Source organism: Tropicimonas aquimaris, assembly GCF_042676185.1.
Lineage (GTDB): Bacteria > Pseudomonadota > Alphaproteobacteria > Rhodobacterales > Rhodobacteraceae > Tropicimonas > Tropicimonas aquimaris.
In genome coordinates, this window is record NZ_JBHTJT010000013.1 from 1 (window position 1) to 20,681 (window position 20,681).

14 protein-coding genes and 1 pseudogene are annotated in these 20,681 nt (G+C 60.8%); 10 read left to right on the forward strand and 5 right to left on the reverse strand.

Annotation, left to right across the window (positions count from 1 at the left end):
- Both ACFQ2S_RS11505 and ACFQ2S_RS11510 read left to right on the forward strand, forming a co-directional pair.
- A pseudogene (locus ACFQ2S_RS11505) lies at positions 1–187 on the forward strand (methyltransferase); the annotation flags it as partial.
- A gap of 125 nt (positions 188–312) precedes the next feature.
- Positions 313–1,488: a glycosyltransferase gene (locus ACFQ2S_RS11510; protein ID WP_386074598.1), complete on the forward strand. Its 1,176-nt coding sequence runs from the start codon at positions 313–315 to the stop codon at positions 1,486–1,488.
- Positions 1,489–1,497: 9 nt separating this feature from the next.
- Here ACFQ2S_RS11510 and ACFQ2S_RS11515 read toward each other — a convergent pair whose 3' ends face one another.
- Together ACFQ2S_RS11515 and ACFQ2S_RS11520 are read right to left on the reverse strand one after the other, a co-directional pair.
- On the reverse strand, positions 1,498–2,205 hold the full coding sequence (locus tag ACFQ2S_RS11515) for a polysaccharide deacetylase family protein (protein WP_386074599.1): 708 nt from the start codon (positions 2,203–2,205) through the stop codon (positions 1,498–1,500).
- A gap of 94 nt (positions 2,206–2,299) precedes the next feature.
- Complete coding sequence (locus ACFQ2S_RS11520; RefSeq protein WP_386074600.1) at positions 2,300–3,628, reverse strand: hypothetical protein; 1,329 nt, start codon at positions 3,626–3,628, stop codon at positions 2,300–2,302.
- Positions 3,629–4,388: 760 nt separating this feature from the next.
- On the opposite strand from ACFQ2S_RS11520, the gene ACFQ2S_RS11525 reads away from it, so the two are divergent.
- From ACFQ2S_RS11525 to ACFQ2S_RS11540, 4 genes are all read left to right on the forward strand, one after another.
- A complete protein-coding gene (locus ACFQ2S_RS11525; RefSeq protein WP_386074601.1) occupies positions 4,389–5,420 on the forward strand; it encodes a UDP-glucuronic acid decarboxylase family protein in 1,032 nt (343 codons plus the stop codon).
- Between the two features lie 33 nt (positions 5,421–5,453).
- Complete coding sequence (gene galE / locus ACFQ2S_RS11530) at positions 5,454–6,452, forward strand: UDP-glucose 4-epimerase GalE (RefSeq protein ID WP_386074602.1); 999 nt, start codon at positions 5,454–5,456, stop codon at positions 6,450–6,452.
- Between the two features lie 160 nt (positions 6,453–6,612).
- Entirely contained in the window at positions 6,613–7,608 is a 996-nt protein-coding gene (locus tag ACFQ2S_RS11535) for an acyltransferase family protein (RefSeq protein WP_386074611.1), read from the forward strand.
- Positions 7,609–7,611: 3 nt separating this feature from the next.
- The gene (locus ACFQ2S_RS11540; protein ID WP_386074603.1) at positions 7,612–8,568 is read left to right on the forward strand and encodes a sulfotransferase family protein; all 957 of its coding nucleotides are present in this window, start codon (positions 7,612–7,614) and stop codon (positions 8,566–8,568) included.
- A gap of 7 nt (positions 8,569–8,575) precedes the next feature.
- Here ACFQ2S_RS11540 and ACFQ2S_RS11545 read toward each other — a convergent pair whose 3' ends face one another.
- From ACFQ2S_RS11545 to ACFQ2S_RS11555, 3 genes are read right to left on the reverse strand one after another with little or no spacing between them, the layout of a single operon-like run.
- A complete protein-coding gene (locus ACFQ2S_RS11545; RefSeq protein WP_386074604.1) occupies positions 8,576–10,333 on the reverse strand; it encodes an ABC transporter ATP-binding protein in 1,758 nt (585 codons plus the stop codon).
- Positions 10,330–12,162 carry an ABC transporter ATP-binding protein gene (locus ACFQ2S_RS11550; RefSeq protein WP_386074605.1) on the reverse strand — a complete coding sequence of 611 codons (1,833 nt, stop codon included), beginning with the start codon at positions 12,160–12,162 and terminating at the stop codon, positions 10,330–10,332. The genes ACFQ2S_RS11545 and ACFQ2S_RS11550 overlap by 4 nt, the downstream gene beginning before the upstream one ends.
- A gap of 6 nt (positions 12,163–12,168) precedes the next feature.
- The gene (locus ACFQ2S_RS11555) at positions 12,169–14,850 is read right to left on the reverse strand and encodes a glycosyltransferase (protein WP_386074606.1); all 2,682 of its coding nucleotides are present in this window, start codon (positions 14,848–14,850) and stop codon (positions 12,169–12,171) included.
- A 381-nt stretch (positions 14,851–15,231) separates the two neighbouring features.
- Between ACFQ2S_RS11555 and ACFQ2S_RS11560 the strand changes: the two genes are divergently transcribed.
- The 4 genes from ACFQ2S_RS11560 to ACFQ2S_RS11575 form a co-directional block, all read left to right on the forward strand.
- A complete protein-coding gene (locus ACFQ2S_RS11560; RefSeq protein ID WP_386074607.1) occupies positions 15,232–17,322 on the forward strand; it encodes a glycosyltransferase family 8 protein in 2,091 nt (696 codons plus the stop codon).
- A complete protein-coding gene (locus ACFQ2S_RS11565) occupies positions 17,319–18,617 on the forward strand; it encodes a glycosyltransferase family 2 protein (RefSeq protein ID WP_386074608.1) in 1,299 nt (432 codons plus the stop codon). Before ACFQ2S_RS11560 ends, ACFQ2S_RS11565 begins: the two co-directional genes overlap by 4 nt.
- Positions 18,618–18,690: 73 nt before the next feature.
- The gene (locus tag ACFQ2S_RS11570) at positions 18,691–19,914 is read left to right on the forward strand and encodes a hypothetical protein (protein WP_386074609.1); all 1,224 of its coding nucleotides are present in this window, start codon (positions 18,691–18,693) and stop codon (positions 19,912–19,914) included.
- Positions 19,915–20,224: 310 nt separating this feature from the next.
- The coding region (locus ACFQ2S_RS11575) for an Arm DNA-binding domain-containing protein (protein WP_386074610.1) at positions 20,225–20,681 on the forward strand (457 nt) is incomplete at its 3' end.

Below are 20,681 nucleotides of genomic sequence, written 5' to 3' on the forward strand. Positions count from 1 at the left end.
AGTGATCGACATCAATCCCTACAAGCAGAACCGTTTTCTGCCTGGCACTGGCATCCAGGTGATGACACCGCAAGCGCTGGCGACCACACCACCGGATACGGTCATCGTCATGAATCCCGTGTACCTTGGAGAAATCAGCTCCAGCCTCGCGGGCCTCGGGCTTTCACCGGAATTGGTGGCCGTCTAGTGGAGCGGTTTCGGAGGTACCGGCGCAATGCCAGCCATCGGTGATGAACCAGTCCTTCACCAAGAACATGGCCCTGGTGGTTATCGCTAAGCCCGTCGCCTCGATCTGATGGAAGTTGGACCAGAATGAACAAGCCTGAACCCGTGATCGTGACCGGATTTATCAGCGAGTATCCCTACGGCGGCGTCGCCTGGCAGACACTGCACTATATCGAAGGGTTGAGACGGTCTGGGTTCGATCCCTACTACTTCGAGGAAACAGGGACGTGGCCCGCCGATCCCAAACACGGGCTGGCATTCCTGAGCGATGTCATGGAGGCGCACGGGCTCGAACACCGCTGGATTTGCCGCTCTTCTGCTCTCGGAAAAACCATCGGACTCTCCGAGCCGGCATTCGCTGATGTTCTCACTTCGACCAGCGCGTTGTTCAACGTCACAGGCTCGACTCTGCTGGGCGAAGAGTTCCTTGCCGTCCCCATACGACTTCACATCGAGACCGACCCGGTCGAGTTCCAGCTCAAGCGGGCAATCGAGTTGGCTGGAGCGGTCTCGCAGGACGACGAGCGGTATTTCGAGTATCGCGCGAATATCGATCTTCACACGCACCTGTTCACCTTTGGTGAAAACTTCGGCGCTACCGACTGCGATGTCCCGAACGTGGACTACAGATTCATTCCGACACGCCAACCGGTTGTCGTCGATTGGTGGGCAGGGAGCCCTCCTTCAGACGGCGGTTCCTTCACCACGATCGCCAATTGGGATCAACGGGGCGAGAAGGACGTGGTCTGGCAAGGCGAGGAAATGTCATGGACCAAGGGCAGGGAGTTCCTGAGGTTCATCGGCGTGCCCGAAAGCACTGGCGAAACGTTCGAGCTTGCCCTGTCGTCCGCGCCGGAAGACGTACGGGATCGGCTTGCAGCGGCGGGATGGACCGTTTCGGACGCCGTCGCCGCCTCCCGAACCCCGGATGTCTACCGAAACTACATCCAGCGTTCCCGCGGCGAGTTCACCGTCGCCAAGTACCAGTACCACCGCCTGCGCTGTGGCTGGTTCAGCGATCGATCGGCCTGCTACCTCGCGGCGGGGCGACCGGTGGTAACGCAGGACACAGGCTTCGGGAATATCCTCCCCGTAGGCGAAGGGCTGTTCCCTTTCTCAACGGTCGAGGATGTGTGCGAGGCGACAGAGGCCATCGCCACAGATCCGGAGAGGCATCAAACCGCGGCGCTCGAAATTGCTCGGGAATACTTCGATGCCGAAAAAGTCGTGGGCGACATGCTGAGAGAAGTTGGGCTGCTGTAGCGGCGGCGATCAGTCCTTCAGCATTTCCGCCAGATCACTGTCCGGACCGAGCGCGAACCGGGGAATTCGGAACGGATCTTTGAGCGGCACAGGCGCGATGCCGCCCCCATACAGGAACGCCGCCCGGTAGCCCATGCGAGCGAGACGATCGCTCGAAAGCCTTGCGCTATCGTCGTCGCCGTACGGATAGGCCAGCAGGTCGACAACCGCTCCAAGACGTTCAGAAAGGAGATCGCGGGACTCCGTGAGTTCGCGCTCCTGCTGATCCGATGCGAGGCTGGAAAGATGCGGGTGCGAGACCGTATGTCCCTGCACCTCGACCCCTCGCCGCGCAAGCTCAACAAGATCCGCCCAGCCGCACATGCGTTCTTCCGGCTCTACGCCATTGTCGAAGCTGTTCGTTCCGCCAACATAGCGAGTCGGTACGAAGACCACCGCGGGGAAACCGAACGCCTGCAGGCAGGGCGTGGCCTCCGTAAGAGTCGACAGGTATCCATCGTCAAAAGTGATCAGGAGCGCACGTTCCGGCATGTTGTCGGGGTCATCCAGGCCCTGCCGAAATCGCGCTGCATCGACCGGCTCCCATGGGCTGGTATCGACAACACCAAGCATCCTTCGAAAAACGTTAGTGGGAATGTAATTCCAGGTCGGCCAATTCGGATCCGAGGGCGCACCGATCTTGTGGAATGCGAGAACCGCAAGTTTTCGCTGTCCCATGTCACCTTCCTGCTGTCCTGTTATGCGGAGTTTGCCAAGGTCGGAAGCATTCGGTCGACCCCGGTGGCCTGCGTCGACCGTGCAAGGCCCGCCCTCACCGAGGAAGGTAAACTGCCTCGAGCCGAAGTCCGAAATCGTCCGATAACTCTCTGCGGTCAGATTGACGGGAGCCATCGAACTCTGTCGAGAATGTTTTTTCAAACCCGATCCGGAGCCGAGAGCGATAGCCGTCGGCCGCCGGAATGAACTTGGAAAGATCGAGCCCCGCGTAGAGCGTGACATCCTCCCGGTCGAAATCATACCCGTCGGCCCCTGACAGGTAACGGGCGTCGAGGTTGTAGTATTCGACGCCACCGAAGAGGTCGGGAAAGCGATCGATTCGGAAGCCAACCTCCAGTCCGGTATCGACCTCGGTCTGAGAGAAAGGGAAGCTAGAACTGTCGTCCTCCGAGATGTCTATCGACAGGTAGGAATAGGCCCACCAGAGATCCGATGGGCTGTAATCGTAGCTGATGTCAAAGGTCTGATAGCTGGCGTCTTCCGATTGTGTCCCCGATTGGCGATTATCATAATGATAAAACTCGTAGTCGAAGGCCAGCCCGCCGGTCTCGGTCGTCCAGTAGGAGCCGAGCGACACTGTCCAGTACTGGTCGTCCGTTCCGGATCCGCCGGGCACTTCGACCTCGTTGATCTCGAACGAAGCGTATGTCGTATCGGGCGCGAACACGTTGTCTCCCGGCGCCGTAGGTGACGTATAGACAAGATCCAGATCGATTCCTGTTTCGGTCTGTCCGCTCTCGAAGCCCCGCGCCCTGGCAGTCAGGCCATGAAGAATGGTGTAGGCGAGGCTGGTATCCAAAGGACCAGACTCCGCGACAACGCCGAACGACCATTGCTCTGTTCCGCGCCGGGTGTATTCGCTGTCCGAGAAATCCTCCAACCGGATGTCCTCTTGGCGGCGGAAGTCCTTTCCGGTCACCGAGTACTCGGTGAACATGCGATATGATGTCTCGCCGATGCTTCCGACGCCGAAGTCGATCATCCCGACAAAGGCGTCGTCGTACTCCGCATCCGGCGCGTCGGGACCAGTATATCTAACGATCGTGTAGAGCAGATCCAGCCCGACCGAAGCATCGCCGTCTCCGATGATGAGCCTGTTTTCTAGATACGTGCCCTGCCGGCGACCGCTCAACTGCGGAACCGGCGCGAAGCGGTCGTAGACGGTCTGATCCACCAAGGCCGACGAGAAGACTGCATCAATGCCGGAGAAGGATAGCGGCTCGCGCCACTTGATGGAGGCAAATGACTCCCCGTCCTCTTCGGAGGTGTTCCCCTCTGCATCCAGACGAAACTCCCACCCCCGCTCTTCAGCTTGGGCGGATGACAGCGACAACGCCGCGGCCAGCAAAGCCGGCACGAGCACGCTAGGCCTACCCCACTGCCAACAGCCACACCGCGCCATTTCCGTTCCTCTACCAAAACAGGCTCCGGGCCTGCCAGTTCAGCGGAGTATCAACTGACATGCTGCGACAGGGAACTCCCAGACCAAAATAGCATTCATAGTGGGGCATGGATGCAATGCCGATTGCGATCCTAGGCACCCAGCCGCCGCGTCATGGTCATCTCTCCGACCCTGATTCCCTTTATGTAAACGGCGGAATTCTCGGCAGTGTGCGGCGTTGACCGAGCTGCAGGCGATCCATCGCAAGAAAGGAGAAAGACAGGGAGCAAGAGGGAAAGCCCATATATCCAAGAAGTTCCCCGGCACCGCTCTTTGCCAAGCGAGTCCCGGTTCCAGTGTTCACCAAGCCGTAACAATGATACCGGTTGACACAAGAATGACCTGCCGTAACCTTGAGTGTAGCAGTCAAAGATAACCGATGCATTTGCGAGTTAGCCTGCGCGCAATACTTTGCGCGGTGGATCCTTGGGCTGTGGATCCTGTGGTTGTGTGGACGTGAAATATTGTTTGGGTGGGGGAAGCTATGCTGTGTGCCGGGTATTCTGAGATAGCCGTTTTCAGACACATATAGCTCGGAAAATCGCAGTTAGGTCTCGCCGTGGCCCGCGAGACCTTAGCAATTCACAGGATCTCTTGCCCAATCTGTTAGCCGAGGTCGGCTTGGTCGTTCTGACGGACGCCATTTCTGACATCGACCAGAATCTATGCCGGAGGTCTTTCCATGCTTGACTCCCACTCCAACGCCACTGTCATGCCAAGAGCGTTCGTTGCCGGCGCAGCAGGTTTCCTAGGCTCTCATCTGACCGACCGGCTGCTCAATGAGGGCTGGGAAGTCATCGGCGCCGACAACTTGATGTGCGGGTCATTGAGCAACCTCGAAAGGGCTTCAGAGCGGCCGCACTTTTCGTTTCTGCAGGCCGACGTGATCTCTCCGCTCGAAGACGGGATCGACTGCGATCTGGTGCTCAACTTAGCCTGTCCCGCATCGCCACCACGCTACCAAAAAGATCCGCTTCACACCTTGATGACTTGCGTCGTCGGAACGTTTAACCTCGCTGACCTTGCCCATCGTTCCAGCGCGCGGATCATCCACAGCTCGACCAGCGAGATTTACGGCGATCCGACCATGCATCCGCAACCCGAGAGCTATCGTGGCAACGTCAACCCGATAGGACCTCGGGCCTGCTATGATGAGGGAAAGCGAGCAGCCGAAGCGCTTCTTTTTGACATGCACCGCACTCGCGGCCTGGACATCGGCGTATGCCGGATTTTCAACACATACGGGCCTCGCATGGACCCTTTTGACGGGCGCGTCGTTTCAAACTTCATTCGCCAGATGCTGATGAACGAGCCTGTGACTGTCTATGGGGACGGTTCGCAGACACGGTCGTTCTGCTACGTTGACGACATGGTCGAGGGGATCTGGCAGTTTTGCAAAGCCGGGCCGGACGTCACCGGGCCCATCAACCTCGGCAATCCCGTCGAAATGACTATCCTCGAACTCGTCGAGATGATCTTCGAAATCGTCGGACGCGTGCCCGAGATCGCCTTTCATCCGTTGCCGCAGGATGACCCGACGCGCCGGCGCCCCGACATCGCGCAGGCAAAAGAAAAACTTGGCTGGCAACCGGCGATCAGCCCGCGGGAGGGCATTTCTCGCACGATAGACTATTTCGACGAACTCCTCTCCTCGGGCAGGTTCGACGTTTTTGTGCCGCGTTATGGGCCTCGTTATCAACCTGCGGCCGAATAATCTGGCGCCGGCTACGGCGCCGCGGAGGCTTGCATGGAAAAACAAGCAGTTCTTGTCACGGGCGGAGCCGGATACGTCGGAAGCCACGCTTGCATGGCTCTTTCGGAGGCCGGGTTCCTTCCAGTCTGCTACGACGACCTGCGGCGGGGAAATCGTTGGGCCGTCCAGTGGGGGCCACTGATCGAAGCCCCGCTGGAAGACAGTGCTGCGCTGGCGAGTGCGATGCAGTCCCACAGCGTGGCGGCCGTCATGCATTTCGCCGCCTACGCATACGTGGCGGAGTCGATGAGCGATCCGTCGTCCTACTTTCGCAACAACGTCTCGGGATCGATAAACGTGCTCGACGCCATGGTGGCGAGCGGCGTCCCGAACCTCGTGATTTCCTCCACCTGCGCCATCTACGGCATTCCGCCGGCGCTCCCGATCGTCGAGGAGATGCCCGCCGCTCCGATCAACCCTTACGGCGCGTCGAAGCACATTATGGAGGAGATCGCGGACTGGTACGCTCAGACCCACGGCCTAAGAACCTGTGCCCTGCGGTACTTCAATGCGGCGGGATGCGATCCGTCCGGCGCGATCGGCGAGTGGCACGACCCGGAACCACACGTCTTCCCTCTTGCAATCGCAGCCGCGCTTGACCGCAACTCGCAGTTCTCGATCTTCGGGACCGACTACCCGACGCCGGATGGAACAGCAGTCCGCGACTACGTGCACGTCTCCGACCTGGCGGAGGCCCATGTCCTCGCACTGCACAGATTGCTCGAAGGCGGTGACAACCTGCGCTGCAACCTGGGCACCGGGCAGGGAACTTCCGTAAAGGAGGTTCTCGAAGCGGTGGCGTCGGCGGCGGGCCGAAAGCCGAATGTCGTGATGCACCCCCGCCGTCCGGGCGACCCTCCGGAACTGGTGGCCGACCCCTCGCTGGCAATGCAGACACTCCGCTGGAAGCCAATCCGCTCCGATCCGTTGACGATCGCAGAAGACGCCCACCGATGGTACGTTCGGCGCCTTGGGGAGCGGTCGCTTGCTTAGCCCATCCCACGCGCAACGCAGGCCCCAAACCGCAGCCAAGCGCTACCACAACTTCGATGCTATCCGACTATGGGCCGCCGTGTCGGTCATTTTGACCCACAGCAACCTCATAGGTAAGAACACCTAGGAGAAAGAGGCGCTGGAGCTAGCAATCGGCCGAATTGGAGGGCTTGGCGTGCAGGTTTTTTTCATCCTGAGCGGGTTTCTGATCACCCGCAGTCGGGTTCATTCGCCGACAACGGGGCGGTTTGTATGGAAGCGCATCCTGAGGATCTATCCGGCCTACGCAGCGAGTATCATTGTCGTTGCGCTGGCAATTGCTCCCTTCTTTTCAGAGAAGAGCATCTCAGCTTACTGCCTCGACCGATCGCTCTGGCATGGCATCTTTCACGGCCTGATTTTCTCCTACAAGTACTACTACGTTATCGGAGTGGAGTTCTATTCGGACCCCTCGAACCTCGGGAGCGTTCTGAATGGTGTCCTTTGGACGCTGCAGACAGAGGTACTGCTCTACATCGGTGTTGCCATACTTTTCGCCCTCGAAGCTCTGAGGGCGTGGGTCGTACTATCGATCGCCATCATTGCAGTGTTTGCCAGGCTCGCTGACGCCTACATCTACATCAACATCGCCGATACGATCTTTCTCAACTTCTGGGGACTCTCCTACGGCGCGCCGGGCTTTTTCGCGGGCGCATTCCTCTACCTCCTGTTTCGCAAGCACGAACCCAGTACGGACATCGCGCTCGTTCTGGCGTCGCTCGCGATTGGCTTGTTACTCGTCGACACGTCGGTGCTTCTGCCCTTCTCCGCCGACGGCACGAAACTCTTCCCGGCACTGGCCGACTACTCGGTGATCTGGCTGGGGTTCCACCCGACGCCGATCCCCGGACAGGCCATGCGCTTCGGCGATCTGTCTTACGGGATTTACGTCTTTGGATGGCCCGTTCAGCAGACGACCCGCGCCATTTTGGGAGACGGACTGAGCGGAGAGATGTTCTTTCTCGCCTGCATGCCGGCAATCGTGCTGGCCGCTATGGCTTCGTGGCGCTGGATCGAGGAGCCGCCACTGCGTCTGAAAGATCTCTCCCACCGCAGAACGTATGATCATCCGCAAGAAATACCCGCGGCGGGAGAGCAACCCAATGCCGGCAGCTAGGCGATGAATGCACGCAAGCACAAGGTGTTTGGCGTTGGGCTGGGACGCACCGGCACAGCGAGCCTTCAACTTGCTCTCAAGCAATTGGGTTACAAGACCGCACACTTCCTGCCCTACCGCGACCTGTTGAACGAGTACGACCGCGGGACGAGGTCCTTCATGGGGTCAGGCACGTTCGCTTTCATTGACCGATATGATGCGATCTCGAACGGCACCGGGCTTCCGTTCCAGGCGTTGGAGCGCCGATATACTGACAGTCGTTTCATCCTCACGTTGCGGGATCCCGACAGGTGGCTGGCCTCGCAACAACGGTACCGCGCTGCCCTCGCGAAACGCGACATGCAACGTGGCGACAATTCTGAGGGAGCGTCTCGTTTCATCAATGAGAACATCTATGGCGCTGCGACATTTGAAGCGTCGGCCTGGATCCAAGCGTTCGAGGAGCACAAGTCCGCGGTACTGAAACACTTCCGGGAGTCCCCGGAGAAGCTTCTGACTTTCGATGTGGCTGCCGGCGACAGTTGGGGCCAGCTATGCAGTTTCCTGGGGCATCAGACGGTTGAGGGGGAATTCCCTCACTCCAATGATCAGCGAACGGCCGAGCAGGAGTTCGCGCTGCCCGAACGCCTGAGGAAGACGGCCGAACGGCTCGGCATCGGTCTGCAGCCGTTCCTGCTGGCCGACATGGGCCACGGCGACATCTCAGCACCGACGGCAACGCCATTTCCGTCCCGAGACGGTATCTGGTGGGGCAACCCGGAAAGCGACGCGGCCGCGTTGCGCGAGATCCGTTCGCATTGGACCAAAGAGCCGGAGTTCTTGGTCTTTACATGGGCGACCCTTTGGTACCTCGATGAATACGACGCATTCGCGACGTTTGTGCATGACACGTGCGACGAGGTTTATTCAGGTCCGGATTGCAGGGTATTCCGGCCCGTCCGGCGCGCGAAAACCACCTAGCACCACACTAGGCCGAAGCGCTTCGGTCCTTCCGGTGCGGAAGGTCGGGGCGCTCGATGACCCGTCCGTCCCGCAATTCGAGGACCCGGTCGGCAACTCGAAGTGTGGCGGGACGGTGTGCAATCAGCAGTACCGTCCTGCTCCTCCTCACCTTCGTGAGCGTGTCGAACAAGGCCGTTTCGGTCTCGACATCGAGCGCCGAGCTCGGCTCGTCGAGGAGCAGCACCGGCGTGTCGCGCAGCAGCGCCCGCGCGATGGCGATCCGTTGTTTCTGGCCTCCGGACAGCCCCGCTCCGCGTTCTTGCAGAACGGTGTCGTAACCTTCCGGCAGGGCCTCGATAAAGTCGTGCGCCATCGCCGCGCGCGCCGCCGCCGTGATCCGGTCCCGGTCCGCTTGCGGGTCTCCGAGACCGATGTTCTCGGCAACCGAGATCGGAAGCAGGACAGGGTCCTGCAGCACGACGGCCATGTTTTGTCGAAGGTTGTCGAGTTGCAGATCCCTGAGATCATGACCATCGATTAGGATTCGCCCCTGATCGGGATCCATCAGGCGAACGATCAGGCCTGCTATCGTCGACTTGCCTGCGCCTGTCTTGCCAACGAGCGCCAGGGTCTCGCCTGCCGCAATCTCGAAATTCAATCCGTCTAGGACACGATCCTGGCCGGTGTAGCAGAACCCGACATTCTCGAACTGGATCCGGCGGCCATTGCCCGGCTTGCCCGGCGGCAACACCTTTGCGTCGGAGCGCTCCTGCACTTTCGGAACCAGACCGAGAATCTCGGTCACCCGCCGCCCCTTGCCTGTCGCGGCGCCATAGGCCGTGGCGACCGACGCCATGGCGCCTACGGGCCCGAACACCGACGCGAGGTAGGCAAGCGCAACCAGAAGCGTTCCGACCGTGATCTCTCCACGGAGCGCAAGAAAACCTCCGGCGATCAATGCCAGGCCGGTCCCAAAAGCCTGGCAAACACCGATCGCGAGATCGAAGGACAGTTGAGCACGGGTAGCGTGCAGCACCGCGTGGAGCGCGCGCGCAGACCGGTTGCGGAAGCGGCGCACGCCGTCTTGCTCGCGATTGAACGCCTGGATGACCTGGATCGAGGTCAGCGACTGCTCGGTCTCGGCCATGAGATCACCAAAGCTCTCCTGCTGCCGGTAGTGGCGTTCGGTGATGCGCGGACGGAAGTGCAGGACAAGGAACGGTATCGGCAGAGATGCCGCCAGCGCGATCAGCGCCAGCGTGGGCGACAGCGACGCGAGGATCGCCAGCATCGCGACGAGAGTAACGAGGGATGTTAGACCGGGCACGACGACCTGTCCAACGATCTCTCCGGTGAAACGCGTATCCTCGATCAGCCGCTGGGTCATGTCACCGACCCGCTCGCGCCCGTAAAAGGTCGGATCAAGGGTCTGCAGCTTAGCCAGAAGCTCCGTCGCGATGTCGATCCTCATGAGCGCGCCAATTCGCGCCATGATGTAATGCCGGGCGAGTTGACCGACCTGGTTGAACGAACGGAGAAACAGAAACGCGGCGGCGAGGACGGCAAGCGGAAGCGTCTTGTTCGCCGATGCCAGCCAATTGGCCAGGCTCTCGGGGAGATAGCCGGGCGGCACGCCACCTAGCACGTTGTCGATCACGATCTTGAGCGGCCAGGGCAAGGCAAGCGACACCAGAATCTGCGCAGTCACGATGGCGAGCAGCGCCACGACGGCAAGCCGGTATCTGCGAACGGCCTCTCGGACATAGCGGCTGACCGGCGTCATCCGTCATCCCCTCCGTGCAAGGCCATGCCCTGAAGACTCTGGAAGCGCGCCATGCGTCCGCCGAGGCGTTGCAGTTGCTCATGCGTGCCAAGCTCGACGATGCGGCCATCTTCCAGGAACGCGACTCGATCCGCGCGCTCGATGGTTGACAGCCTGTGGGCAATGATCACCGTTGTCCGCCCTTCGAGCAGGCGCGACATCGCCTCGAGAATCTGTGCTTCGGTTTCCGGGTCGACAGCGGAAGTCGGTTCGTCGAAGATCAGGATCGGCGTATCCTTGGCGAGCGCACGCGCGATCGAGATCCGTTGGCGCTGGCCGCCCGACAGGGTCATGCCGCGCTCGCCGATCACGCTGTCATACCCGTCCGGGAGCGCCTCGATGAAGGCGTCGGCATTGGCCGCCTGCGCAGCCGCCCGGATCTCATTCTCCGTTGCATCGGGTCGCCCGAAGGCGATGTTTTCGGCAATGCTGAGCGGCAGCAAGAACGGTTCCTGCAACACGATTGACACTTGCGCACGGAGGCTCGCAAGCGCCACGTCCGGCAGCCTTTGTCCATCGATCCGCACCTCGCCGGACTGCGGGTCGAAAAACCGCGGCAACAGAGCCGCCAGCGTGGATTTGCCGGCCCCGGTCGGCCCGACAAGCGCAAGCGTCTCACCCGCTGCGATTTCCAGCGACACTTCATGCAAGGCGGGCCTTTCGGGCTCGTAAGTAAAGGACACACCGTCAAACGTAATGTCGGCCCCCTGCGGGTGGCTCAGGCGAAGCGGGGGGGCGTTGGGGCGATCGGGCACGTCGTTGCGCGCATCAACCACCTCGAGCACCCTGTCCGCGCTGGCCTCGATAGTGCGAAGCTGCCCGTAGCCGCTCAGAAGGGATGCCAGCGCCTCGCGCAGGCTCTCGACATAGGCCATGAAGATGAGAAGGCTGCCGACACTCAGGTCTCCAGCCAGCACCTGCTGCGCCCCGACAAACAGAACGAGCGACGCGCCGGTCGCCAACGCAAGGTTGTTGACCAACGTATAACCGTCGTTGGCGATCACCAGCTGCTGACTGGCAGTCACGAGGCGATCGCCAAGAGCCCGGATCGCACGAGTGTTGCGCTGCGACAAACCGAAAACCTGGACAAGCGGCATGTTGCTCAGGGTCTGCTGCGCGAAGCTGGCAAGTGCCGCTTCGGTCTGGCGCTGACCTTGCGCGCGCTCGCGGATTGGCTGGCCGAAGCGGCGGACCGACCAGACCATCAGCGGCGCGAGAACGAAGATGAGAGCGGTCAGCAGCGGGCTCAGCATGATGGCCGTCGCGCCAACACCGATGATCGTGAGTATTTGACGAACCGGTGTCACCAAGAGTTGCGACGCCATGGAATATACGGCCCAGCTGTCGCCGGTGATGCGGCTGAGAAGGTCACCCGAACTCTGGCGGAAATGGAACAGCAACGACAGACGCTGGATCCGGTCGAACAGGTCCGAGGCAAAAGCATAGAGCATCCGGTGCCCGGAAGAGGCCCAGAGCCAGGACAGAGCGTTGCCGACCAGCGTGGTCAAGACCATGAGTAGCGCTGTCGCGACCCCGCAGGCGACAACGAGCCTTGTGCGACCGTGCTCGGGATCGACAAAGGCGGCGCGCCACCCGTCAAGATCAGTGTCTCCCAGCGCGACGTCCACGAGGATTTTGAGAGGCCAAGGTGCCAGCACCGTCAATGCGCTCGCCACTGCCGAAAGCAGGATGATCAGCGACAGCCGCCCCCGCTCCTCCCAGAGGTATGGCAGGAGGCGTCGGAACTTGGCGAGCATCCCGTCCTGGGGCACGGGGAAGGCATTCTGCATTGCTGGCTAGGTCACCCTCTTCATCTTGAGGCCTTTTCCGACTGCCGCTTCGGCCGTTTCCATCGCAGTGGAGGCCGCACTGTATGCCGTCGCATAGACGAGAAAGGCGAAAAGGCCAAGAACGCTGCCTGCAATCGCCGCGCCATCTGAAAATGCCAGGGCAGACATCACGACGAACGCGAGGAAGAAGATGATCACCGGCGTGAAAACGACGGGCCAAGCCCGCAGGCGGAAGAGTTGCTGGCCGTGCCCATGCTCCTCGACCATCGAGACGAGCCGCGCCTCTGCGAAGACAGACTGCCCAAGGGCGATGTCCCAGGCGTCGAAATCTCCACCGACACCGAAGCGGTCGGCACTCCCGTCCAGTCGGTCGCGAAGCTGCCGAAGCGGCGTGGTCGGATCGGTCCAGGTCTCCGACCAGTGCTGCCATTGCAACGGCCTTGGTATCGGGAACAGCCGGAACGGTTCGTTGCTCCAAGGTCCAAGCCGGTACTGGATCCGACCGACGAGTCTCGCCACCGGCTGTACGAAATGGAGCCAGAATATGATCGCTCTGAGTTGCCATTCGGGTGCTCTTGGCGGTTCGGAACCGGCGGAGTTGATCTCGGCGGCAAGCGCACCACGAAACGACATGGCGAGGCTCAGGAATAATCCGGCAAGGCCCGCCACGAAGAGCAGGAAGAGAGGCGGCCAGTCGAAGCCAAACAGACCGAGCACCAACGAAAGACCCACGAGAAAGATCCACTCGGGCATCAGCGGCAGCGATGTGAGAACGCTCTCGCCGCGCGAATACACGGACTGGAAGGGCGCTGCCCCCCAGCTACCATGATAGATCCTCGGACGATTGGTGAAGCTCTGGACAAGCCCGCGCCCATACAGTTGCCCTCGCCAGGGCAAGTGACCGGCTCGATTGAACTTGGACGCCCACTTGCGGGCCAAAAGCGCCTCCGCTCGGGCATACCCCCGTTGTTGCTTGAAATAGGTTGCGACGGACGGGCGACGGTGATGCCAGACCTGTGCCGCGTGGCTGAAGCCGATGACGCCGCCGTTCGCTTCGATCCGCCAACACAGATCCACGTCGTCGCCGGCGACGCGGAACTGCGGGTCGAACCCACCAACCGCACGGAGTGCCTCGGCGCGAAAGGACATGTTGCAGCCGGGTATGTGTTCCGCCACCTCGTCATTCTCAAGAACCTGAACCGGCCCTCCTGGCGCATTTGCGATGCACTCCGCGATGTCGGGATCTTCCGGCGGTCCCAGATTGGGCCCGCCTACCGCGGTGAAGTCGCGCTTGAGAAAGGCAAGAGCCAGATAGGTGAGCCACTGCGGGTCCGGATAGGCATCGTCATCGATATAGGCGATCAGCTCGCCGCTGGCGGCATCCATGCCGGTGTTGCGCGCATTCGAAAGGCCACGATTTTCGGTGGAGATCACCTTGAACGGCGATGCCTCGGCGATCTCGCGCGTGCTGTCGGTAGACCCGTCGTTCACGACGATCGCCTCGTAGTTCGGATAGTCCAGCTCTCCGAGGCGCTCCAAGGTTTCGCCGATCGTTCTTGAGCCATTGTAGCTGCAGACCACAACACTGAACCGCGGCCACTCCGACCTTGCGGCGGGAGCAGCCTCGAAGGCCTTGGAGACCGCAGCGAGTGCGGGTTTGGGCTCCCGGCCCCGGGTCGTCAGGCCGAAATCCCAGTCCAGGACTTCGTGCCCGCCGCGGCTCCATTCATCGGTCCATGAAAACACGAAGGCGCCGGAGACCCCTGCTTCGAATGCCGTCACCAGTTGGGCTGCGATGGATGACGCCTGAACGTCGATCCCGTTTCGCTGGCTGTCGAGCCCAATCTCCGCCATCAACAGGGGTTTTTCGCCGGCCAGATTGTGGAGGCGTGCGAGGTAGGCATCCAGCCTATCCATGTCTTCGAGGTAGACGTTGAAAGAGACCAGGTCGATCTCGGGGACCTTGAGGTACTCGGTGCTCGGGAAGTTGACATAGGTCACCAACACACCGGGCGCCCGTTGCCGGACCATACGGACGATCCGTCGGAGAAAGCGGGCGACCCTTTTGCCACCGTACCATCGCACCACAGTGGCCGGGATCTCGTTGCCTATGGCAATGGCAAAGATCGCCGGGTGATCCGCTATCGGTTCGAGCGCCTCATCCAGACGTCGGACGATGTCGTCGGCCACGGCCTTGTTGTCGAGAAACGCGATATGCTGCTCCCACGGCAGACCGACGAACACGCCCAGTCCACATGCTTCAGCCAGATCGAGAAGCCAACGTGGCGGCACGATATAGACTCGCACCGTGTTCATGCCGGCAGCCGCCATGGCGGCGAAGTCCTTCTCCACGGTTTCTGGATCGGGGAAGTCACCCGTGTCCGGATTCCCCCGGAACGTGCCGTAAGTGACACCTTTCACGTAGGTTTTCTGTCCATCGCGAAAGACGAATTTTCCGCGGACTTCTGGCCTCGACGGCCGCCCCGAGGCCGATCGTTGGTCGAACATGGCACGCCCTCCAAGCAAAACTCTTCCAAGAAATTTCGAAAAGGTTAGACGCAAAATGGCCACACAACCAATTGAATTCTCGGCACCTAGTCGACCGACACCGCTCCAATACGGCTTAGCCGCCCCTCGAACGAGGCAATCTCTGCCCGCCCGCCGTTTCACAGACAAAGCAAGCAACATCCTCTATTCGAGAATCCATGTCTTTTTGCCGAGTGTTGGGCTAACCTTACAAAGCTAGTATTCGATATTTCCGCCGAAGCGAGTCGCATCAGGGGGATTTGTGGAAGTCGATCTGGCAGTGCGGGATGTCGTTTTTTGTCCCAAGCAAGCTCGTTTTTGCCGTTTTCGATGTGGGTTGTCCGCTGTGCTTGATCGTTCGCATCATTCCCTCAGGCACTTTGGTTCGCCGCGACTGGAGCGTCAAACACCCTTGCGATCTATGAGACCGTCGGGTGAGCCTCCCTTGATTGCCTTCCATTTCTTCGATGGCGGGAGCCCGTGCGCGCACGTATCGGTGTCCCAATGATCTGTCGTGTGACACCGATTTCGGACGGACCCGAAGTGAATCTGGCCTTCGGCTGCGATGATAACTACGCTCTTCCCCTCGGCGTCACGCTACATTCCCTACTTCGACACCTCGAACCCGGGCCACGGTACCGAGCCTTCGTCATCGACGGCGGGATTTCCGAAACCAACCGAAGACGCATCGCCCGTATCGTTCGAAGCTTCCCTGATCTGGACGTCGAGCTGATATGGCTCGCACCCGACATGGCGGACATTGCCGGTCTCTACACGGCCGGGCACGTAACATCGGCGACCTATTTCAGCCTTCAGATCGCAGAGCTCACGGAGACAACGGCAAATCGCGTCCTGTTCCTCGACTGCGATCTGCTGATCCGGGAGAACATTCTGGATCTGTGGCAATCCGAAGTCACGGAGCGTTCCCCGCTGCAAGCGGTGAGGGATTTCCAAATTCCAACCGTCGCATCGACGGCTGGCATAGTCAGCCACAAGCGGCTTGGGCTCGATCACACCAGCCGGTATCTGAATGCGGGCGTCCTGCTGATCGACGTTCCTGCCTGGATCGCCGCAAACGTCACCGAGCGGGTGCTGCGGTATCTGACGGATTATCACGATGCTTTGGTCTTCAGGGATCAGGAAGGCCTCAACGCCGTGCTGGCGGGTATGTGGGGTGAACTGGAGCCGCGTTGGAACGTGCAATCCGCGATCTATGACCCGATGCTGTGCCAGGGTGCCTTGACCGAGTTTGGCGACGACGGGATCGCGCGCCTTCAATGGGAAGGGGCCATCTACCATTTCACCGGGGCGCAAAAGCCATGGCACGCCGCATGCACCCATCCGTTGAAGCCGCTCTGGCTCCAGCATCTTGCTGCGACGTCCTGGAACGATCCGGTCAGCGATGGGTCTCGATCCGTCAAACCGAACGCGCCGTTGCAAGCTCATAAGACCAAGACAGGAACGGCCCGGGTGACAGTCCGCTACAAACCTGCGCCGAATGATCCATCGTCCAAAGAACTCGTCCTGAACCTGTGCGACGCGGGGTTGGCGGATGTGGCCCTCTGGCAGGTCTTCGAAGGCGACACACCGGCTCCTGTCGGGTCCGACACTGGCGCCCTCAGGGTAACGTGGAACGCCTATCCGACCAGCCCCTGGCTGAATCTTGTGGACGCCCTCGCCGACTGGAATCCCGACGCGCTGTCCGACGTGCTGATCCTGCTGCCGGAGGGCACGATGCCGGAGCCCGAAGTCGTTAGAAACATTGTTGGAACCCTGAACAATGGCGTCGGGGTTGTCGCCTTCCGCAATGATGCCGACTTTGTCGATATACGGACCTCCGTTCTCTCGACGACGGATGCCCTTTCGCATCTCTCGGAAGCGCCACTATTGCCGCTCGAGCGCTCCCTGATTGGCGTTCGAGCCGAGTGTCTCCAAGCGCTTCTGGGCCCGACTTCCGATGCACGCCCCTTGGCGCGTCACGGAACCCGCTGGGCGGCCGAGACGCTGATCCTCGACCTGGCTCTCTCTACCGGGATCGCAGAACTCCGAGGGGGCACGGCGACGGACGGTTTTGACACCGACACGCTGGACGACAGGATCGGGGAAGTCGGCGCGCTCGGGCTGAGAACCGAGGCGCTCGCTAGGCTTCTCGCGCAGCCATCCCTGAGCTCGGAGCTGCAAAAACGGGCGTTGGAGCGCCTGATCGAGCTTAACCGGCAACGCAGCGAGTGCGTGATCTCCTTCGTACCATCCCTGGCGCCGAGCCCGGAGGACCTGCGGAAGGAGCACGCAAACATCCTGCTGCGGTACCTGCCGGACCCGTGCAGATTCATCCTGGTCGGCGACGCCCCCTGGATCCCCGTCTCCTACGCCGGGCGGGTTGCGACGCCTCTGGTCGAGCAGAATGGGCAGAACGCGGGATTCCCGCGTGACGAGATACACGCGCTCCAGGCATTGAACGACCAGATCGACCGCGGCGCCACGCACATAGCCTTCACCCGTTCCGCGTTCTGGTGGCGTGACAGCTACGGCGCACTTTTCGAAGAGCTCGACAAAACGGGCGAGGTCCTGTTCCGCGACCCGCGTATCGTCATCTACCGGCTCCGGCCCCATGCAGGGAGGAAACTGCCTTGAACCAATCTCCTCGTCTCGCCATCGGGATGCCGGTCTACAATGGCGAGCGTTTCCTGCGGCACACCTTGGAGTCGATCCTGGGCCAGACATTCCGCGACTTCGTGGTTGTCATTTGCGACAACGCGTCGACCGACGCGACCGAAGACATCTGTCGCGAGACAGCGGCGGCGGACGACCGTATCCGCTACATCCGCAATCCCGAAAACATCGGTGCCGGCCCGAACTATCGCAAAGTGTTCCGGGAGTGCCCACCGCTCGAGTTCTTCAAGTGGGCGGCCCACGACGACCCGTACGATCCGGATTTCCTGCACCTTTGCATCGACGAACTGGACCGCGACAGCGCCGCCGTTCTCTGCCACTCTCAGACCGCCTCGATCGACGCCGATGGCAACCCTTTCAAGTGCTGGCCCCCGCGCCCTGAACTGTCGAGCGATGACCGCGTTGCGCGTCTCAGAAACGTGCTTGAGCATCGCGACACCTATTGCATCTGGGGCGTGACACGGCACGACGTCCTTGCAAGGACACCGCTTCTCGGCGACTTCCCCGCGCACGACAGGCCGTTGCTTGCGGAGCTCGCGTTACACGGAAAGCTCCTTGAGATCGACGATGTGCTCTTCTTCGACAGGGAGCATCCGGACCGTTCGGTGCGAGCCTTCGATGCCAGCCGTCCGCACGAGGCTGCCGTTTGGTACGATCCGCGAAATCGCGGGAAGCTGATCTTTCCCGCGTGGCGGCTTTGCGGGGAGTATGCGCGCGCGATCAATCGGGTCCCGATGCCGACCGGAGAGCGCGCTGCCTGCTTCCGCGAGCTGTCTAAATGGTCCAGGGATCATCGGGAGGAGTTCTTCGAGGACCTCCGCGTGGGTGCATTCCGCCTTCCACTCGTCGGCGCAGGGCTCGCGAAACTGGACGAGCGCCGACGTGTCCGGGATTGGCAACAGCGCACACGACGCGCCGCGAAGGAGATGCTGGAGCATTGCGGCGTGGGCGCTCGCGTCATCCTGATCGACCAGGGCGAAACGGACCTCGGCGAGTTCTCGGATCTTTCCACTCTCCCGCTGCTGGGCGAAGACATGGCCTATGGCGGGATGCCAGCGACCGATGCCGAGGCGTTCGAGGGGCTGGAGCGCGGCCAAGAGAACGGCGCCACCTATCTAGGCGTGCTCTGGAACGCATTCTGGTGGTGGGAACACTACTTCGACTTCACGCGCCACATAGACCACAGTTTTCCTTGTATCTCCCGGTCCAAAGATCTTGCCCTGTTCCGGCTGGCCTCCAAAGGCGGGCAAGATTGATGCCGGTCCGCCTGACATGCAAAAACCTGTCGCACTCAAGGTCACGACACCTGTCCCAATTTCCGCAGCAGACATGGCACGCATAGTTCTCTCAGTCACCAACGTCGCCCCCTATCCGCAGGGAGGGGGGCACTGGTGGGTCTTCGCTCAATGGGCTCTCGGCCTGATGCGACTCGATTGCGAGGTCTGGTGGATGGAAGCCGTTCCCCATCTCGACCAACTGCCTCAGGAGCACATCGACACGCATCTCGCCCGCATGAAGGCGCTTGGTATAGGCACCCGGACACTACTTGTGGATGCCCTTGGACCCGAGCAAGGGCTCTGGATCCCGAAAGAAACAAACACCCACTGGTTCGAAGAATTTGCCACCAGCGCCGATCTGCTTCTCAACTTCAACTACAAGATTGGCGACAGCCTCTTGGCGCCCTTTGGAAGAACGGCACTGATAGACATTGACCCCGGGCTCCTGCAGTTCTGGATCGCCAATGCACAGATTTCGCTTCCCCGACACGACCATTATTTCTCGACCGGCGAGACGGTCGGCACGCCGCGAGCACGGTTCCCAGATTGTGGGCTGGTCTGGAACCGCATTCGCCCGGCAGTCGACACCGAGTCCTGGACTCCGAAGTTCATCCCCGAGAGTCGCCGGGTATCTACCATCTCCGGATGGTGGGGCGGCGGAGGCAAAGGCGAGTGGATTGCAGATGGAAAGGGCACGCTCTTCGAGAACAACAAGCGCGTGAATTTTATCCGCTACGCCGACCTGCCTGGGCGCGTGCCGCAGACGCTGGAACTCGCACTCGCGGTCGGGGCAAAAGACCTCGCGGCGGCGCGGCGCATGCCGGATTCGTCCGGCGCGGTGATCGACGAGATACTGCCTTATGTCGATGACCTCACCGACCTGAAATTCATGGCAGGGCGAGGCTGGAACCTCGTGCTTGCGTCAGAGGTGGCGGGATCGCCCGATGCCTATCGGTCCTACATCCAAACGTCGCAGGCTGAATTCAGTTGCGCGAAACCATCCTGCATGTACTTCGAGAATGCCTGGGTCAGCGATCGCACACTTTGTTATCTGGCGTCAGGCAAGCCGGCAATCGTGCAGAACACAGGCCCGAGCAGCTACCTGCCGGACAATGAAGGGATGTTGCGGTTCTCCTCGCCGGAAGAGGCATTGGAGGCACTGTACGCCGTCGAACAGAGGTACCGTCAACACTGTGACGCCGCGCGCGCGCTTGCCGAGAGCCAGTTCGACGCCAAAAAGATCTCGGAACTCGTGCTTCGGGCATGCGGTCTTTAGGACTGATGTTGGAAATTCCGATAGCCCTATGCCTGCAATCCAAATGGCCACGCTGACAGGTGCATGCAATCTAGCTCCGGGGATTTTGGAGGGCGCCACTCTTCTTGACGACCCACCCCACATGAAATATTAGTTCGTCCGCTGAGCGGGCGTTGTGTAGTGGTAAGACCTTAGCCTTCCAAGCAAGTGATCCATCTTTCCTATCGTTTCATCTCCGTTCAAACTGTTTCTTTTTCAATGCTTTGGTATTTCCTCTCGGTTCCTGCAGGGGTACACTCTTGGATACCGATACTGACAAAATTCCGACAAAATGCCAAAGCTCACCGAGACCTTCGCCAAGAAGCTGCCACCTGCAAAATCCGGCACCGAGAAGCACTGGGACAACGAGGTGAAGGGTCTCGTGCTCTTCGTCGGCAAGCGATCCAAGACCTGGTACTTCCAGAAAGACGTGGGCGGTCAGACCCGGCGGGTGCTGATCGGTCGCTTCCCGGTGATCTCGGCGCAAGCCGCTCGCCAGACCGCACTCGGTTTCGCGCTGGAGTGGGGGCGCGGCGCGGGGAAGCAGATCCAGATCGGGGCCCCTACCCTCGAGGAAGCGATGGAAGCCTACCTCGCCCGGCCAAGGCTGCGCTCAGAGGCACACAGGTCCGGCCTGCGGCAACAGTTCGAGAACCATCTGAAGGACTGGATGCGGCTGCCGCTCGACGAGATCTCCAAGTCGCAGGTCGTTGACAGGCACCGCTCGCTTGCAGCCACCCCCTCAACGG

What these genes read in the sequence shown, in the direction of transcription:
- ACFQ2S_RS11510 (WP_386074598.1), top strand. Translation starts at nt 313, where the DNA reads ATGAACAAGCCTGAACCCGTGATCGTGACCGGATTTATCAGCGAGTAT.
- ACFQ2S_RS11515 (WP_386074599.1), bottom strand. Translation starts at nt 2,205, where the DNA reads ATGGGACAGCGAAAACTTGCGGTTCTCGCATTCCACAAGATCGGTGCG.
- ACFQ2S_RS11525 (WP_386074601.1), top strand. Translation starts at nt 4,389, where the DNA reads ATGCTTGACTCCCACTCCAACGCCACTGTCATGCCAAGAGCGTTCGTT.
- galE (WP_386074602.1), top strand. Translation starts at nt 5,454, where the DNA reads ATGGAAAAACAAGCAGTTCTTGTCACGGGCGGAGCCGGATACGTCGGA.
- ACFQ2S_RS11540 (WP_386074603.1), top strand. Translation starts at nt 7,612, where the DNA reads ATGAATGCACGCAAGCACAAGGTGTTTGGCGTTGGGCTGGGACGCACC.
- ACFQ2S_RS11545 (WP_386074604.1), bottom strand. Translation starts at nt 10,333, where the DNA reads ATGACGCCGGTCAGCCGCTATGTCCGAGAGGCCGTTCGCAGATACCGG.
- ACFQ2S_RS11550 (WP_386074605.1), bottom strand. Translation starts at nt 12,162, where the DNA reads ATGCAGAATGCCTTCCCCGTGCCCCAGGACGGGATGCTCGCCAAGTTC.
- ACFQ2S_RS11555 (WP_386074606.1), bottom strand. Translation starts at nt 14,850, where the DNA reads ATGTTGCTTGCTTTGTCTGTGAAACGGCGGGCGGGCAGAGATTGCCTC.
- ACFQ2S_RS11570 (WP_386074609.1), top strand. Translation starts at nt 18,691, where the DNA reads ATGGCACGCATAGTTCTCTCAGTCACCAACGTCGCCCCCTATCCGCAG.